At 29.4% G+C, this 18,658-nt stretch carries 15 protein-coding genes; 13 read left to right on the forward strand and 2 right to left on the reverse strand.

The annotated features are described in order from the left end of the window. The first annotated feature begins 170 nt into the window (after window positions 1-170). The gene (locus Q9R40_RS08865) at window positions 171-506 is read left to right on the forward strand and encodes a hypothetical protein (protein WP_304677350.1); all 336 of its coding nucleotides are present in this window, start codon (window positions 171-173) and stop codon (window positions 504-506) included. Between the two features lie 473 nt (window positions 507-979). Then, entirely contained in the window at window positions 980-1,864 is an 885-nt protein-coding gene (locus tag Q9R40_RS08870) for a hypothetical protein (protein WP_304677351.1), read from the forward strand. A gap of 1,261 nt (window positions 1,865-3,125) precedes the next feature. Here Q9R40_RS08870 and Q9R40_RS08880 read toward each other — a convergent pair. Then, entirely contained in the window at window positions 3,126-3,620 is a 495-nt protein-coding gene (locus Q9R40_RS08880; RefSeq protein WP_304677352.1) for a hypothetical protein, read from the reverse strand. A gap of 1,063 nt (window positions 3,621-4,683) precedes the next feature. Between Q9R40_RS08880 and Q9R40_RS08885 the strand changes: the two genes are divergently transcribed. The 10 genes from Q9R40_RS08885 (at window position 4,684) to Q9R40_RS08930 (ending at window position 17,197) form a co-directional block, all read left to right on the forward strand. Continuing rightward, window positions 4,684-5,652 carry a hypothetical protein gene (locus Q9R40_RS08885; RefSeq protein ID WP_304677353.1) on the forward strand — a complete coding sequence of 323 codons (969 nt, stop codon included), beginning with the start codon at window positions 4,684-4,686 and terminating at the stop codon, window positions 5,650-5,652. Between the two features lie 170 nt (window positions 5,653-5,822). Further along, the gene (locus tag Q9R40_RS08890) at window positions 5,823-6,995 is read left to right on the forward strand and encodes a MerR family transcriptional regulator (RefSeq protein ID WP_304677354.1); all 1,173 of its coding nucleotides are present in this window, start codon (window positions 5,823-5,825) and stop codon (window positions 6,993-6,995) included. A gap of 135 nt (window positions 6,996-7,130) precedes the next feature. Further along, window positions 7,131-8,168 (forward strand): dTDP-glucose 4,6-dehydratase, encoded by a 1,038-nt coding sequence (rfbB, locus tag Q9R40_RS08895; protein WP_094498450.1) that lies wholly within the window; start codon window positions 7,131-7,133, stop codon window positions 8,166-8,168. 6 nt (window positions 8,169-8,174) lie between these two features. Beyond that, window positions 8,175-9,059 (forward strand): glucose-1-phosphate thymidylyltransferase RfbA, encoded by an 885-nt coding sequence (gene rfbA, locus Q9R40_RS08900; RefSeq protein ID WP_304677355.1) that lies wholly within the window; start codon window positions 8,175-8,177, stop codon window positions 9,057-9,059. A gap of 30 nt (window positions 9,060-9,089) precedes the next feature. Further along, window positions 9,090-9,698: a dTDP-4-dehydrorhamnose 3,5-epimerase gene (gene rfbC, locus Q9R40_RS08905; RefSeq protein WP_304677356.1), complete on the forward strand. Its 609-nt coding sequence runs from the start codon at window positions 9,090-9,092 to the stop codon at window positions 9,696-9,698. A 16-nt stretch (window positions 9,699-9,714) separates the two neighbouring features. Beyond that, window positions 9,715-10,701, forward strand: coding sequence for a dTDP-4-dehydrorhamnose reductase (gene rfbD / locus Q9R40_RS08910; RefSeq protein WP_304677357.1), 987 nt, complete (start codon window positions 9,715-9,717; stop codon window positions 10,699-10,701). Between the two features lie 287 nt (window positions 10,702-10,988). After that, window positions 10,989-11,972 (forward strand): Abi family protein, encoded by a 984-nt coding sequence (locus tag Q9R40_RS08915; RefSeq protein WP_304677358.1) that lies wholly within the window; start codon window positions 10,989-10,991, stop codon window positions 11,970-11,972. Window positions 11,973-12,013: 41 nt separating this feature from the next. After that, complete coding sequence (locus Q9R40_RS08920; protein ID WP_304677359.1) at window positions 12,014-15,301, forward strand: SIR2 family protein; 3,288 nt, start codon at window positions 12,014-12,016, stop codon at window positions 15,299-15,301. A 573-nt stretch (window positions 15,302-15,874) separates the two neighbouring features. Then, on the forward strand, window positions 15,875-16,471 hold the full coding sequence (locus tag Q9R40_RS08925; RefSeq protein WP_304677360.1) for a hypothetical protein: 597 nt from the start codon (window positions 15,875-15,877) through the stop codon (window positions 16,469-16,471). A 531-nt stretch (window positions 16,472-17,002) separates the two neighbouring features. After that, on the forward strand, window positions 17,003-17,197 hold the full coding sequence (locus Q9R40_RS08930) for a hypothetical protein (RefSeq protein ID WP_304677361.1): 195 nt from the start codon (window positions 17,003-17,005) through the stop codon (window positions 17,195-17,197). Here Q9R40_RS08930 and Q9R40_RS08935 read toward each other — a convergent pair. Beyond that, entirely contained in the window at window positions 17,189-17,602 is a 414-nt protein-coding gene (locus tag Q9R40_RS08935; RefSeq protein ID WP_304677362.1) for a hypothetical protein, read from the reverse strand. The genes Q9R40_RS08930 and Q9R40_RS08935 overlap by 9 nt on opposite strands. 381 nt (window positions 17,603-17,983) lie before the next feature. On the opposite strand from Q9R40_RS08935, the gene Q9R40_RS08940 reads away from it, so the two are divergent. Beyond that, window positions 17,984-18,556, forward strand: a complete 573-nt coding sequence (locus Q9R40_RS08940) for a hypothetical protein (RefSeq protein ID WP_304677363.1) — start codon at window positions 17,984-17,986, stop codon at window positions 18,554-18,556. The last annotated feature ends 102 nt before the right edge of the window (window positions 18,557-18,658 follow it).

Consider the following 18,658-nt stretch of genomic DNA (forward strand, 5'->3'; position numbering starts at 1 on the left):
AAAAAATCCTGTCGATAGGATATCATAGATATCCATCAACAGGAAAAAGTATAGAGCCAGTTTTTATAGACTAAGAATGTAAGAGTTAGAAATCATTAACATATTATTTGTTTTGAGTGATAATAAAATATAGAAATGTTTTTAAATAATAAGGGAGGAGAAAAATATTTATGAATAATAAATATGATATGGAAAAAATCCATTTGCAGAAACCAGATAAACTTTTTGTTGAGAAGTTAGTGGATGATTTTTATGATTATTTGGTACTACAAAATCATAAGTCAGTTACAGAAAAACAAGTAGATGTATTTACTATTCCTGACCTTGTTCATAATCCAACTTTAAATCAAGTGTGTGATTCATTAAATGCAAAATGTAAAGAAGATGGAGAACCTGCAAATTATATCTTAGCGAGTGTTCCAGATGCAAAAAATGGTTGGGGTGGATTAAAAGGAATTTATGATGATGATTATGCTATGAAGTTAATAGGAGATTTTGAAGGATAGTTAGTAAAATTAAAAGATATCACTTATTAACTACAAGTATCTTTTATCACACTCTGTTTGGATTGGCTAAAAGTAAATGATGAAAAATTAGAGTAAATAGTGAATTGATTATCCAATAAAATGATTAATTTGCTATTTTTGGTTGTGACTTTGGATAGAAATAAGGGTAAATATAGTAAATTGGTAAATTTCAATTTATATAAACTATATTTGAGATTTAAGATAAGTAGACCATTAATTCAATTTGAAAATTGATTAGTAAAAATAAAATTACATTTCTTAAAATTAATCATATTTTCAAATTGCTGCTGATGTATCAACAAAATATTTATTTAAAAAATTGCGAATATAATATTGAATTAATCATAATGCTTTTCTTTTATAATTTAGTATTATAATGAGTCTGTTGCTTGATTTTTTCTAATGAAGTTATTATGTAAAGTGATTTATATATTAATTAAGGAGGATTTAATATGGATCGTTTTATGTTGAGAGATAGTGATTATTTTAGTTATAAAATTAATTCAAACAATTTTGATAATTATACAAACAGAGATTATCCTTATGTTCAATTATCCCAAAGTAATGGAGATCGGTATTATGGAGTGTGTCCGGGATGCGGTAATCCAATATTATTGGTAAATCTATATAAGAATCAAGTAGGACAAGTGAATCCGTATGGAAGGCATGTAAAGAAAGATGTTCCGAATATTGCTAATTATAATCAACATAATTATAATAATTGTCCGTATTCTAATCCGAATTGGCATACTAATAATACATCTTTAAATGCTAATAGTCTTTTAGGATTGAGAAATAAAAAAATGTTAAAAGAACAATTTGATAGAATTATTTATATTTTAAAAATACAAACTGGATTATGTTTCTCTGAAAATTTGGCTAAAAAGATGCTAAATAGTTTTGTTAGAAACAAAGGATGGTTATATCGCTGGACTATTCCAGATAATTTACCATGGAAATTTGCAGAAAGTAGTCCAGCTCAAATTTTAAATGGGCAATTTTTGAAGTTAGATTCTGATCTTGGAAAAATATTATCTCAAAAATATCATATTGATAAGCAGGAAGAAGATAGTGATAGAATTCAAGTTCCAGTTAGAAATAATAATATCGGATTATTAAAATTTGTTTTTAAAGATTTTAAGCATAAATTGACTAATAATGGGCAGCATATTGAAGAAACAATCCGATTTGCGGTTCTTGATGTAAATCAAAATGAGGTTTTTGATGAAACTCTTGAAGTTGAGCCCGATTTTTTAATTAATTTAATTAGAAAAACTGATACTGAAAAGTATCGTAATAAAGATTTGTTAGAATATGCAAAAAAAAGCATTCAATAAAAACAGTTGTCACGTTTCAAAAACAATTTATATAGTTTCGTTAATTTAAAAAACTTGATACATTAGATTATCCATGAGACAGAATCTTTTCTATTAAAGTCTTTTGCTTTTTTATGACATTATATAATTAATTATGCTTGAAAATTAATAACTTACTTTCTCATAGCTTGTTTCGAATAGAAGTCATAAAGTTCTGCACGCCTAATATATATTTGCAATCTCTTGAGTGAGATAGTCCTTGAAATTCTAGTCAGAATAAGATGTCTTTTTATTTAGCTTGTCATATCTCATGAGATAAAAACTTCTAGGTGGATTTTAAGGGTCTGTATTTAGTAACTGGATAGCGATAGCTTGCATCAGCAGTAATAAAGGAAGTATATCGCCCATTGCTTAGGATTATTGGAATGGCAGTAAGGGTAATCAAGCTGAATAAGTTTTGCTACATAGAGATTATGATATTTGCCGTTAATATATTTTTTGAAATAATCAGAAAAAAACAATAGTAGGGTCTTTAATATTAAGATGAAATTTAATACAATCATTGTTAGAGGACAGAGCACAAACTCCTAGTAAACTTAATTGAATTGGACGAAGAAGGATTTTAAGTTAAGAGAGGCTATGGCCTCTTTCTACGTGAAGTTAAGCATACTAAGGTGTTTAGCTTTATTTTTTTATATTATATTTATGATATCGTAAATACAACTCAATTTATTTATCAAATAAAGTAAGACAAATAAGCATGTAAAACATGTCGCTTTTACGAGCTTAGGTCTACAATAAAGTAATTATACGATTAAAGTCTTTTTGATTATGTTTGGCTCATATGGTTGATCATTGATAATCAGAGCGTAAATAGTTCTGATTAGCTTATAAATTGAAGCAATAGAAACTCTTTGGTTTGAGAGGATAGCTTTTTGTTTTTATAATAATCTGCTATATGACAAGAATCAGTTTTAGCAGAATTGGCTATTTGACCAATTAATTCCCAGACAGTAGAAGTAGACTTGCTTACATCAATCTCAAAAACAACTTGTACAATAAATACTTCTTAAAGATTAGTAGTAAAATGCATTTGTTTAGAAGGATAGATCTAATTTTCTAAACTCGACATCAAGTGTCTAAAGAGACCATAACATATTGTTTTACTACTACTCCAATTCTACAATAAAACAGAAAATAGTGAATCAATTATCCCGTCGGATAATTGATTCACTATTTAGCTCAGAATGTTTCTTCAATACTAGTCATAATAGGGATTAATCTATTGTAAAAGCTCTCTTTGGAATGAATAAAGAAAGGAGAGAAATTTTTTTAGACGAAAGGTATGGTAAGTAGAATAGATTGAATATACAATTAAAATTGTAATTAAACCTAATAGCCAACTATTTGGATTACTATAGAGTAATAAAGTTTTTTTGATATCTTTATACATATATGTGTGTGTCATACTATTTATAAAAGCTAATTTTTCTTTTAGCGAATCAATTACAGACAGATCTTGAAAATATATTGAGTATAAAAATGCTGTACAAGAAATGTATAAAGAATAAATTGATAAAATAAATGAAAAAATAGTACTTATAAAAGTTAGAAACTTTTTATTATTTATCTTAAACTGCAATTCATTAATTAAAGAATTAATTTGATTTGAATTTAGCCTTGAGTGATTAAGTTCTTCTTCGAACTCTTTGCTATTTTTAAATAAAAAAGGATATTGTTTATAAATAATATTATTCAAGCTCAGTTCCTTTGCCATAAAAATCTCCATAAATATTTTGATAATATTTATGTTTAATTATACATTCAAAGAAATACAAAGAAAATATTTAATGTAAGTTTTTAAAGAAAGTATAAATAGATTTTGAACATAGAAATATGAAATTTTATAATTATCCTATTAGGGTTTACTTATATAGTTACACTTGATTTTATTGTTAAATTTGTTTGAAAAAGCCAAAATATATTGAATAATACTATTTTTCTATCAGATAGTGTGGTTATGATGTTAAGATGCGACCATTTTTACCTAATAAAGGAATATATTGTATTTTGGTTTTATTCCTTAATGGAGATGAATATTAGGAGAGTAGTTTGATTAATTTAGATATAAATAGTTGTTTATCACACAGCCTAAAGCAGGAAATCAATTATAATCTGATAATGTTGTGATTCATCTCTTTTTTACATAAAATCAAGCATAACAAGGTCTTAGTCTTTAAAATCCTATTTTTGAGTGTCTAAGTGTCGTAAATTCGTCCCAATTATTAAGGATAACAAATAAATCTGTAATAAAATTGATCAATTTAACTACAATTAAAGTCTTTTTGTTTTCATAATAGTTTATTATATGCAAGGATTGATTTTTGTGGTATTGTCTATTTGATTAATGAATCTGTAATGTTATTACGTTTCTATAAATAATAAAATAATATTTATAGTCTTACCGTTGAAGACCTGAACGATATCGAAGTAGACATACTGCTCTTTTACAATTATCTTAGGTAGATTAAGGCCTAAACTTTATTCAATCAATATAATTGAGTTCTTTAACAATTTCATCAAGTGTTAAATCCAAACTGAGGGTATAATTCTCAACTTAGCAAGTACTTGATAAGTCAGGTATGACTTACAATGATCGTTACTACTAATCAAATTTTTGTAAAGATTTTAGTCATGTTTAAAATATCTTAGAATTTTTCATTAATTAAATCAATAATTAAAACATAATTTGTAAGAAATATTTACACAAATTATATTTACAATTATAATTAAAATTGTAAAGTTTAATTATAAATAATAGTAAAGGATCCATTTTATATATGGCAATAAAGTTTACTAAAGATAAGAAGATAATGAATTATTTGAATAAAATAGGGGTTAGCTTTGATGATCAAAATATTCTTCAATTATTAATTTTAGTTATTTTATCTCTATTGTCTTTAAAAATTTTTGATATTCGAAAAACTTTTAATCATGAGATATTTCTATTGATAGTGTTTGAACTAATTAATTTAGCTGTGTGGTATTATTGTAGCAAGATATTTGAACGGCTTAGGAGAAATTTAAAATTTGAAGGTTATTCATTTTTTAAATATCGAATATTGAAAATTTTTATATACACAATGTATTTCTTTTTGATAATAATGGTTATTCCAAAAATTGTTTTTAATAATACAGATTTAAGTAAAGCATTAATTGATATATATCTTATTTTTTTCTTCTTACTAACTGCTATGGTTTATCCACTTATGGCAATCGTACCATATACATATTCACGAGAATATAAGGATACGATAATTGGAACATTTTTTAGTAAATTGTCTCAAAAACATTTAAATATAGAAGATCTTTCTTCTATCATCAATAATAACGATAAATTAAATATATTTCTTAGTCCAGTTGTAAGTAATAAGTTAGATTCGATAAATGGAACAAATATTATACAAAATTTATCTAAATTAAAACAAAAGAATATTGATACTTATTTTAAATTGAAAGTAAATGTAAAATTAAAAAATGATCCCCCTTTTTGGAATTTAGGTTCTATTTTTATCGCCCTTTTACCTATATTGTCTACTCTCGTTTCTCATGATTTCTTTGTGGATATTATTAATGCTTTTACACCTGGAAAGGGGGATAATATTAATAATCTTAATTTTACTATTGAGATATTCATAGGAATTTTATTTTTATTAATTTTTATCAGTCTAATAAAGGTTGGCCTTAACAAAGTTAATCAAGCTTATTATGAAAGGATGTTAATGTATTTTAATGAAATAGAGAAATAATATTCATTTAACATTAGAAAGAATTTAGTATTTTTATAATTCTATAACTATATTTCTCTATTTTTTTATAAATTATGGAAGTGAATTTATTAGATGTAGTAGCAAAATAAGGTATTGGAGAAGGCTACAAAATCGTATTTTGTACTTCTCTTTTAAAAAAATAAGATTACATGTCAAAATACTACACAAGCGGTGAATTTGCGAAGAAGGCGCATGTTTCAATTCGTACAATTCGCTATTATGATCAAAAAAATCTATTAAAACCATCAACCCACACGGCAAGTAGAGCAAGACGTTACACCGATGCTGATTTTGCTAAATTGCAACAAATCCTCCTACTAAAGTATCTTGGCTTTTCTTTAAGTGACATTCGAGAAATGACTTTAGGAACAGGAGACAGGCAGCTTTTACTTGATTCTCTCCAGATTCAAAAAAGACTAGTGGAAGAACGCCTTAAAGAGATGCAGAATGTAGCTATTGCTATTGATTCGACTAGTAGCACCTTAAAAGCGGGAGAAGAAGTAGACTGGAATAAGATGCTAGATTTGATCCATTTGACTTCAATGAATCAGTCCCTAAGTACTCAATACCAAAATGCTTCCAATATTTCTGCGCGAATCAAACTTCACCGAGATTATTCTCTTAATAAAGAGGGATGGTTCCACTGGTTGTTTAGACAACTAGACTTAAAGCCAGGGATGAAGATTCTAGAACTAGGTGCCGGTAATGGTACTTTATGGTCACAAAATTTAAATAGAATTCCAAAAGAATTAACCATTGTTTTATCTGATATTTCTGAAGGTATCTTAGCTGATGCGAAAAGTGAAATTGGAGACAGACCAGAATTTCAATATGCCGTATTTGATGCACAAAAAATACCTTTTGCGGACAATACATTTGATTTGGTAATTGCTAACCATATGCTTTTCTACTGTGACAATATTCCTAAGACCTTGAAGGAAGTAAAGAGAGTAATGAAAACGGGCGCTTCTTTTGCTTGTTCTACTTATTCTAAGAGACATATGCATGAAATTACGGATCTAGTTCAAGAATTTAATCCAGAAATTGTTTTATCTTCAACTAATCTGTATGATCGCTTTGGCTTAGACAATGGAGCAGAAATTTTATCTCATGATTTTACGGATGTTACCTGCCATAAGTATGAAGATGCGATTGAATTGTCTGAATCTACGCCAGTAATTTCCTACATCTTATCTTGTCATGGCAATCAGAGTTCAATTTTACTAGATCACTATAATGAATTTAAAAATTACGTTGATGATAAAGTAAAAGATGGCTTTCACATAACTAAAGATGCAGGTTACTTTATCTGTAAGAAATAGCAACAAAGATCAAGCACATGAAGCTAAGTGCTTGATCTTTTTCTATAGAATTAAAAATTCTATTTTTATTTTCTTGAAGGTGACGTAACGTAAGGATGTATGATAAGTAGTGAATAAAGAAAGGCAGATCTAATTATGAAAGTTATTGTTACTGGCGGTGCCGGTTTTATCGGTTCAAACTTTGTTTTTTACATGTTAAAGAAGCATCCTGATTATGAAATTATCTGTTTAGATAGTTTAACTTATGCAGGTAATTTATCTACTTTAAAGGATGTTATGGATAACCCTAACTTCAAGTTTGTTAAGTTAGACATTCGTGATCGTGAAGGTGTTTACAAGTTATTCGAAGAAGAAAAGCCTGATGTAGTAGTTAACTTTGCTGCTGAAAGTCACGTTGATCGTTCTATTGAAAATCCAGAAATTTTCTTAGAAACTAACATTATTGGTACTTCTGTCTTAATGGATGCTTGCCGTAAGTACGGTATCAAGCGTTTCCACCAAGTTTCAACTGACGAGGTTTACGGTGATTTACCATTAGATCGTCCAGATCTTTTCTTCCACGAAGATACTCCACTTCATACTTCAAGTCCTTACTCATCAAGTAAGGCTAGTGCAGACTTGTTAGTTGGTGCATACGGCAGAACTTTCAACTTGCCAGTAACCATCTCACGTTGTTCTAATAACTATGGTCCATATCAGTTCCCAGAAAAATTGATTCCATTGATGATCCAAAGAGCATTAAACAATGAAAAATTACCAGTTTACGGTGATGGTAAGAACGTTCGTGACTGGCTCTACGTTGAAGATCACTGCAAGGCAATTGACCTTATCTTAGAAAATGGTAAGCCTGGTGAAGTTTACAACATTGGTGGTCACAACGAAATGGCTAATATTGATATTGTTAAACTTATCTGTGATTACTTAGACAAGCCATACTCATTAATTGAACACGTTACTGACCGTAAGGGTCATGACCGTCGTTATGCTATCGACCCAGAAAAGATTCACAATGAATTAGGCTGGCTTCCAGAAACTATGTTTAAAGATGGTATCAAGAAGACTATCCAATGGTACCTTGACAACAAAGAATGGTGGGAAAACATCATTTCTGGTGACTACCAAAACTATTACGACGAAATGTACGGTAAGAAGCAAGTTTTAGATAAGGACTAATTCAGCATGAAGGGAATTATTTTAGCAGGCGGTTCAGGTACGCGTTTATATCCATTGACTTTAGTAACTAGTAAGCAATTATTGCCAGTTTACGACAAACCAATGATTTATTACCCATTATCTACTTTGATGCTAGCTGGTATTAAAGATATTTTAGTTATTTCTACTCCAGCCGACACTCCACGTTTTAAGGAACTATTAGGTAATGGTTCACAATTTGGTGTTAACCTTTCTTACAAGGTTCAACCAAGTCCAGATGGGTTGGCTCAAGCATTTACATTAGGTGAAGATTTCATTAATGGTGAAGCGTGTGCCATGGTTTTAGGTGATAACATTTTCTACGGTAATGGTTTTACTGAGTTGCTTAAGAATGCTGCTGAAGATGCCCAAAAGGGTAAGGCAACTGTCTTTGGTTACTACGTAAATGATCCAGAACGTTTTGGTGTTATTGGTTTTGATGAAGATGATAATGTTGTATCTATCGAAGAAAAACCAGAACAACCTAAGAGTAACTATGCGGTTACTGGTCTTTACTTCTACCCAGCTGGTGTAAGTGAAAAGGCTGCTCAAGTTAAGCCAAGTGCACGTGGCGAAGTAGAAATTACTAGTCTGAACGATATGTACTTACAAGACGATAACTTAGGTGTACAACTTTTAGGCCGTGGTTATGCATGGCTTGATACGGGTACGATGCAAAGTTTAGTTGACGCTTCTAACTATGTTAAGATGATTGAAGAACGTCAAGGCGTTTCAGTTTCAGCTCCAGAAGAAATTGCTTATATTCACGGCTGGATTGACAAGGATCAATTACTTGCGGCTGCTAAGCACTATGGCAAGAGCCCATATGGTAAACATTTAAAATCAGTTGCTGAAGGTAAAGTTCGTTACTAAAATTTTTAATTAAGAAAGAAGCTTTTTAAAATGGGACAAATTAAAGTTGAAAAAAAAGTTGGTGGAATTGAAGGTTTAGCAGTTATCACTCCAACTGTTCACGGTGATGATCGTGGTTACTTCATGGAAACTTTTAACCAAAGAGATATGATGGATGCTGGTTTTAGCATTAACTTCGTTCAAGATAACCAATCAAGTTCAACTAAGGGTGTACTTCGTGGTTTACACTTCCAAAAGAAATACCCACAAATCAAGTTGGTTCGTGCTGTTCGTGGTAGCGTATTTGACGTTGCTGTTGACCTTCGTAGCGACTCAAAGACTTACGGTAAATGGTACGGGGTTGAATTGACTGCTGAAAACAAGAAGCAATTCTTAATTCCACAAGGTTTTGCTCATGGTTTCCTTGTTTTAAGTGATGAAGCAGAATTCTGTTACAAAGTTAACGATTTCTGGCACCCAAACGATGAAGGTGGTATGGCTTGGAACGATCCTGAAATTGGTATCGAATGGCCACATCTTAAGGGTGATTACCCAGGCAGTCCAGATGCTAGTGGCTACACTCTTGATGATGGTACTAAGCTTACTTTATCTGACCGTGATCAAGAATGGAAAGGCTTAAAGGATACTTTTAAGTTTTAATTAGTGAGGTAAATTAATGAAAGTTTTTGTAACTGGCGTTAATGGTCAACTTGGCCATGACGTAATGAATGAACTTGCTAAACGTGGCTATGAAGGTGTTGGATCAGACCTAGCACCTGAGTATGCTGGTGTAGCTGACGGCACAGCTGTGACTAAAGCTCCATACGTTTCTTTAGATATTACTGATGCAGCCGCAGTAGACAAGGCTATTTCTGAAGTAAATCCTGACGTGATTATTCACTGTGCTGCTTGGACTGCAGTTGACATGGCTGAAGATGATGACAAGGTAGCTGCTGTTCGCAAAGTTAACGTTGATGGAACTCAAAACATCGCTAATGTTGCTAAAAAGCTAGATGCCCCAATGGTTTACTTATCAACTGACTACGTCTTTGATGGTCAAGGAACTACTCCTTGGGAACCTGACTTTAAGGGTTACAAGCCATTAAATGTTTACGGTGAAACTAAGCTTGGTGGAGAAGAAGCTGTTGCTAATACCTTGGACAAGTACTTCATCGTTCGTATTGCTTGGGTATTTGGTGTAAACGGATCTAACTTCATTAAAACTATGCTTAAAGTTGGTTCAAACCATGATGAAGTTAAGGTGGTTAGCGACCAAGTAGGTACACCAACTTATACTTTTGATTTAGCTCGTTTATTGGTAGACATGATTGAAACTGATAAGTATGGTTACTACCATGCAACTAATGCTGAATTACCAGCAAGTGAAGGCGACCATGATGAAAATGGTACTAAGACCGGCTATATTTCTTGGTACGATTTCACTAAAGAAATCTATCGTCAAGCGGGCTACAAGACTAAGGTTACTCCTGTAACTACTGAAGAATATGGCTTATCAAAGGCTGTTCGTCCATTTAACTCTCGCTTAGACAAGAGTAAGTTAGAAGAAAACGGCTTTAAGCCACTTCCAACTTGGCCAGATGCTATTGGTCGGTATTTAGACATTTTAAAGGCCGACGGCCTCTTTGATGAGTTAGGGAAGTAAAGTTTCTTAGTTAAATAATACCGAATGTGAGATCAAGCAATTTTTGCTTGGTCTTTTTTGATGGGGAAAATTTTTAAGTATAATCTTACAGAGAAAAATGTTTCAATAGAAACACCTTTCCAAATAAAAAGGTGTTTTTATTGAAACATTTCTATTGAAATTTATGGCAGTAAACTATAAACTATATTTAACAGATCAAGTTTAGAGGCCGTAGGAGTTAGGTTCTAAACTAAAGAAAGTCTTGGTATAATTTTTATATCAAGACTTTTCTTTTTGGAGATTTTTAGATGGAAGATACAAAACCTTTTAAAACTTATCGACAACAATTACGCATACTTAGAGCACGTGGATTAGAAGTCCCGACTGATGGGAAAGCTAAACAGGCTTTAGAAAGAATAGGCTATTATACTTTAATTAATGGATATAAACATTTGTTTTTAGCAAGAGATTCATATGGTAATATTATTCATCCAGAAAAGTTTATTCCGGGAGCTAGTTTCAGAGAAATAGTTGCTTTATATGATTTGGATAAAGAATTGAGGTCTATTCTTTATGATGGACTCCTAGCTTATGAGACAACTTTGGGTGCAGAAATTTCATATTGTTTTTCAGAAAAATATCCTGAAAAACATGCATATTTGGCCATGGATAATTTTAGTACTAATCCAAATAAACTCCCTCAGATTTTAAAAACTATAAGTTCCTTGTCTAGTACGATAAATAGAAAAGCCTCAGAAAGACGAGATAATGCTATTAAACATTATGTTAATAATCATCGTCATGTACCCTTATGGGTGTTAGTAAATTTTTTAACTTTTGGAGATTTGAATTATTTCTATAGTAATTGTACAGAAGATGTAAAAGTTGCTGCTGCTAAGGCTTTTACAAAAAAGAGAAAAGAAGAATATGGGATAAAAAAGACACCTAGTTTAACTCCGGATGTTATAGAAACAATAAATCATATGGTTAATCATTTTAGAAATGCAGTTGCACATAATGAAATTACATATTCAAAATATATTTATAAATCGGCAAGATTAAAACCTATCAAAAGTATGCTTAATGATTCCAGTTTAGAATTACAAAGCCAAGCTGGAGTTTTTGAACTAATTATGAGTCTTAAACTAGTATTAGATAAACGTGAATATACAATACTAATTAAAAAAATGAAATCTCTTTTAGATTCATATCAGTATAGTTTTCAATCGGTTAGTTTTGATGGAATTTTACAGGATATGCACATTCCTCAAAATTATTCAGAGTATTTATAAATAATAAGTGGTACGTGACGAAAAAAATATAAAGAACAAGTATGAAAAACTTTCGAGAAATAAATCATTCAGACTATAAAGAATTCATAAAAGATATTGTTCAGGCAAAAAAAAGTAGTTCATTATTTTGTTTTGTCGGAGCTGGAACATCTATTAGTCAGGGATTTCCAAATTGGAATGAATATGTAGATGGATTAATAGATTATTGGAGCTATCATTTAGAAGATATTGTGGCTAATCCTAAAACAAAATTTTCTCAAGTCAAAGTTGCAGATAGAAGATATTTGCAGTGGTTAAAAAAGGTAAATTATTCTAAAGAGAGAAAAGTTGATTTAGTACACGAAATAATATCAGAGTATTCTCAATGTAATAATGCACGGGATTCTGCTACCATAGAGAAAAAATATATTCATCAATATGAGCAAACTGTGTTTATTGATTCCGAACCAATGCTTAAAGAAAATAAAATACTAAATGAATTGGTTAATCTACGTCCGATTTTTATTACTACTAATTATGATGAACAGATAGAACGAGCATGTTTAGCAACAATAGGCTTGAAACCAACTGTTTATTCTAGTATCGACAAATATCATGGAGAAAAATTAATAACTGATGACGTTATTCACTTACATGGTATGCCCAAAAGCATAGAAGATGTATTTATTAGCTCCTCTCAATCATATCTAAAAATGTATAATGAGAGAAATCAATATCGAGAACAGATAAAAAAATTATTTGCTTCAGTAAAGGATCCATTAATAATCTTTGTAGGATCTAGTTTACAAGAAGACGAGGTACTACATTTCTTAGATGTTGAAAACATTAAAGTTAGAAAATATGCAATTATGCTTTTTCAGACTGAGGGAAATGAACTTGATAATATTCGATCTATAAAGTTAAAGACATATTATTTAAATAGACAAGGAATTAGTCTTATTTGGTATGAAAAATCTTTTGATGATCTACCTGCTTTTTTAAAACAATTAAATAGGGATGTTGATTTAGAATTTAGTAAAGAAATTGTCGTTTCGGAAAAAGATCTAAAAAGTAAGGTTGATAATAACGAAAATCCAATACCAGAAATTTTAAAAGCAATAGCTAATCAAGAATTCATGATTGTGGATGAGTTCTTGGGAACGCTAAAAGAAGATTCAATACTAAATGACTTAATGAAGAATGATGAGTTTCTAAAGGTATTAAAGAGAGAGTCTAATCAACTTTTAGCATTTTGGAATAATGTTGTAGAAAATTTTGATAAATTATCTTTAGAAGCACAAAAAAATGCTTTCCAAATTGTGAAAGCCGAGCAGTCGTCTAATTCAAAACTAGCGAACTTAATGATTAGTATATCGCTTAAATTCTGGAAAAAATATTCTACCAGTAAAAAATGCGATTTTCTAAAAAATAATATAGAAAAATATTTAACTCCGTATATTAGGGTAGAAGTACCAGATGACACAGTAAAATGTTTATATTTGATAGCTGCTCTTGGATTTAAATCATCTTATCCTATAGCAATAAATACAGATCAAAGATTCAATTTTGATCAAGATACGTATTTATTATTAAGTAATGAATTACAAGAAATAGATAAAACTGGGATATTTTATAGTTCTTGGGAAAGTATAAAAGATAGACAAGCTGTACGAATTCTATTTGATTTATGTAAGAAAGGAAACATTAGATACTTAAAAAGAAAAGATTTTCCAGCTAACTTTTATACATATAAGATTGTTCAAAAGATACTAGTAAACGTAGATTTAGCTGAGGTAAATTTAACAAAAAAAGTTAGGAAAAAATTATTTTCAAAAATTGATTGGAATTTTCAAAGTATTGGGAATGAATTTAATAAAATAAACAGAAAGTATATGCTGAATCCTGCCAAGAAATCTAATTATTTTCAAGATGGAATAGCAGATATCGGGGGAGTGGCAAGAGAAATTGATCAACTTCCCTTTTTTGAAATAAATATTGAAAAAGATATAAAAACGCCCAGTACTTTGTTAAACAACTTAGCTAACTCTATTGGTGATACTAGTAAAATTAATTGGGACAATTTTACAGAAAAATCTTTGTCTGGTCAAAATAATGAATTAGTGAAGAAATTATGCGACGTTAATTTTTGGAGTAATTATTCAAGAGAGTACTTGAGCGTTATTATCGGACTGTTTGAAAATATTAGAATGTATAAATCATTTGATTATGCTATTGGCAAACTTATTAATTTCGGTTTAGAAAATAATTTACCTAAAATAGATGAAATTGTTATGAAGTATATAGAATTTTTAGAAAGACATTTAGAGTTGGCATTTACATATCCGAATGACTTTAATTTATGGGAAAAAATTCTAGAGTGTAAAAATATTGAAAATAAAGGCATTTATAAATTTTTGTTTAAAAAAGTTGAAATAAATAAATTAAATCTTTTGGTTCCTAAAAAAGACTATTTTGATATGCAGGATTATATGCAAACAGAATTTTTAAATTATTGTTATGTTTTAACAGTGATTAATGAATCTGACAAAACTGTTCTAAGTAACTATATGCCCAAATTACTCAAAGAAATAAATAAAGCTGACATTAGTAAGCGTCAGGTCTTTAAAGGTATATTTTTTAATAGTATTTCATCAAAAGATGAGGAAAAATATAGCAAATTATCTTTATACTTTTTTATTAAATTTCATAATGGAATTAATGAAGAAATTTATTGCCTTTATAAAAAATCAATTGAATCTCTTTTAAAAGAAACGGTTAATGATCTAAACGTGATTAACTTTATTACAGCAATGATTTTACGATATGAGCAACCAACAACATCAACATTTACTTTAATTACGCACTCTTCTTTTAGAAGTCAAATTTATAGGCTCATCTTTGACCTATATTGGGAGAGCGATGGCAGGCCCAAGTTTGCCACTCAATGGGTTAATCAATTAATTTTAGAAGATAAAATATTTATTTCTCAGAGTATTAGAACTATTGTTAGATATATCCGAGATGAAGAAGTTGATAAAACAAATTCTTTAATTAATATTTTAAAATCTTCAAATATAGAGCCTAATTATAAATTGAGAGAAGAAGATTTTATTATAATGACTTTTGTAAAAGAGTGCTCAAGAGAACAATTAAAGAAGACAGTAGAGTTGATTAGGATTTTATGTGAAAAAGGGTATATGCATATTACTAAATTGATTGAAACTGAAATAGAAATTACTTTAAATAAATTGCAGGAATATAATTTAGAAACAAAAAGTTTATTAGAATCATTAAAGCCATATACTAGATCACGTATATTTAGCGAATGGAACAGAAAGTATGGATGCTAAATCTTTTAAGTGGTTTTTATTCGTTTCATCATTAATTTTTCTTCGTAGATTGCATAATGAAAGGAAAATAATAAGCTTTAGAAATGAGTGAAATTCTGACGGAAAAATTTATCTGGCTCTTTGTCAAGCATCCTAAAGTAAAAAGGTAGATAGAAACATGAAAATGTTTTTATCTACCTTTTTTATACTTAGATTGAGGACGATTAACTGAATGATGAAGCTTTTGAATTAGAGCGAGATAATAGGCGTCAGTTTTATCAGTCTTGCTATATTTCGAGCAAGGAATAGTAGTTAAATTTGTGTTTAATATTAATTTTTTACGAAATTAACTACACATACTGAGAAGAATTACTCTTATTTCAATGTATTTAATCCCTGCATTCCTAGTCCTATTACACTTATTTAATCTGATACAAATTTATATTTATTTAAACTATTTTTATGAAAAGTGACTAGAGCAAGAATTTTATTGGGTAGAACACTGATTTGAAATCTTTTATTGTAAAGAACTAAGAAAAGATTTATAGTATTTTAGAACACATGTTCAAAAAAATAGAAGGTATAGGTGATAAAATGCAGACAGTAATATTAGAATTAGCTACACAACTAGCAAGTTTAACGGCAAAAGGTACGGTTTCAGGAATTCAAACTAAAATAGCTTCAATGAAGAATGAAAGCAATATAGAGAATCTAAAAAATGATTATAATGAATTGATTGATCAACTTATATCTGAAAGAGCTGAAGCTATTAGAATCGCTAGAAGCTATAAAGATGAATTAGAAAAAGTAGAAATTAGTGATGATGATATAACGCATTTGCATAATACCATTGAAAAAATATTAGACATTTTAAAAGAAACAATTGTTGTTGAGAATGATGATAATCGAGAAGTGATGAAACAAATTTCTGCGTTTGAACAGATCAAAAACTTAATAAGCGTAGACACATTAAAAACTATGCAATTATTAGGTTTTAATTTTAAAATAGCGATTGGAGAACCTCTAACTAATATGTTAAAGAATTTTATTAATTCAAAGTCTCCTGCTAGCAATCAATATGAGATTTTTGATAAATTTATTATGCCGGAAATGGTAGAGATACTGAAAAATGAAACAGCTTATAATAATTTAAAAAATATGATGATTGGTGACGATACAGTTGAAAATTGATAAAAGTATTGCAGCCTTTACAAAAACGAATAAGAAGGTTTAAACATGCAAAATATATTATGCTTTATAGAGAGACAGATTTTGAAAATTTTCTGGGGATTAGGATAGGTAAATAGACTATTGCAAAAGAAATGGTTAACAGTTGAAGAGATTCTTGAATTATCCGAAACATATCTCGAAAAGATGATGTCATCATAATACTTAAGAAAAAATCATATTTAATATGACGGAGAAAGACTGAATTGACTTAAAGTAGAAAATCATAAAAATGAAAGCCTATAATTCAATAATGTTAGAAGATCAAACAAATAAAAATATAGGATTATTGTAAAGTACAGAAATTTAATATTTTCTGAATGAATAAATTTAATAACAAAAAAGATAATTTTGTTATTAATCTGGCTTAGAAATTGGAGACTTAAATATGGAAAGTTTAAATCTTAAAAGAATCAATCGATATAGTTTAATAAATCAAATTATTCCAATAATTTATTTCATGATAATTTATTTTTTGTAGAGACAAGATGAATCATGAATTTTATTGATTTTTGTGCCTATACAATTTGTAGTGTAGGTATTATAGCTATATATTTTCTCTTAGGAGCAAAAATCATAAAATTGTTCGATGGAATATATAAAAAGTGGCCTTTTGTGATTCCATGGATTTTTGGTGGCTTGGCAATGGTACTGGGGCTTGCAGCATTTATTACTGCAAAGCTAAATTAGTTGAATGATAAATTTCTTGGCAAATAATAAAAGAACTCTATTTTGTAATTTATTATATTGAGAAGAACTGTATTGAATTTTTAACACAACTTGCCATGCTGAATGAAATTTTAAATATCGGTCAATAAGTATATTTTTATAAGGTGCATGTGGTCGATCAGGACATTTATTAATTGCTTGTTGAACATTCATGACAATCAAATTTGCCTCAATTTGTTGGCTAATCAATTTTTCTAAGGCATCAGTCCGCCTAGTTTGGGTAACATATGGTTGAGTATAATCAATAGATTTTAATTCATAGTTTGTAAGGTCACTCAGATTAAGATAATTAGGATAATTGTAATTAAAGAATGATCTAATTCTTTGTAAAGTGGCCTTTCTATTAATATTGAGGGTTATTTTCATATTAATAATTACATGACTTTGTATAAATTGAATTGTTAAAAATAATTAAATACTCCAGTTTTTATAGAAGTAAACATTCTAAATAATACTATTTCTCTCTTAATTGTACATTATAGTTATTAGGAGAATGGAAATAAGAAATGTGAAATTTAATTTAGTTATTTAAGGAGGAAGATTATTATTTTCATTGGCTTGATAACTATTTAAGAAAAAAGCTAATCCTTTTATTAAGTTTGATATTTTTTAAAATTACTGCTATAGTTAAACTGTTCTCATAGATAGAGAATACTATTGTCAGTGATCTCTTTAATTGATAGAGGTGATCCTTTAATTAAAGGATTAAAATTAAGTGATCTCTACAGTTTGTGGAGGAAAAATCAAATGGAGAAAAAACACATGGATAGGAAAAATACCAACGGTACGTTCACAGATAAGGAAATAAAAGAAGAAGTACTAACGTTAGAAAATTACGAAGTAAAAGATATAGATTATGATCATGGAGTATATAAGTCGACTTTAAGCTTAAGTACTGAAGATGAAAAAGAAGAAAAAAAGATAATTGCAGAGGCATATTGTTTCTTGGTGAATGGCGCTGAAGAAAATATAGTGGAAGTTGCAGATGATGAAAGCGGGGATCTATTTACGGTCGCTGATGTAATGGTTAATGATTACAAAATAGATAGTGGAAGCAGTATTGCTATCATCGATTATTATTACTTATATTCTTCCATAGCTACAGTTGAGAGTAAAAAATACTTGCTGACAAATTTTATTTTGCCTTATTTTAAAGATAAGGGAGTTGATTATGTAGGTTTCTGCAATGCAGGCTTTGAATTTACTAATGATACAAGAAATCAAAGAACTGTAGACAAAGCATTAGAAGAGACTCCTATAATTTTCACTAAAAAACAGAAGGAGACGAATGGAAGTCAACGGTTAATATCATTGATTTGAAAAATATTGATGATTACATGCTAGAAAAGGACTATGGATTAGAAGAGTTGATATGAACCCCGAAATTCGGACAAGAATTTCGAGGTTTTTATTATGTCTAAA

This window comes from uncultured Lactobacillus sp., assembly GCF_948948975.1.
Classification (GTDB): domain Bacteria; phylum Bacillota; class Bacilli; order Lactobacillales; family Lactobacillaceae; genus Lactobacillus.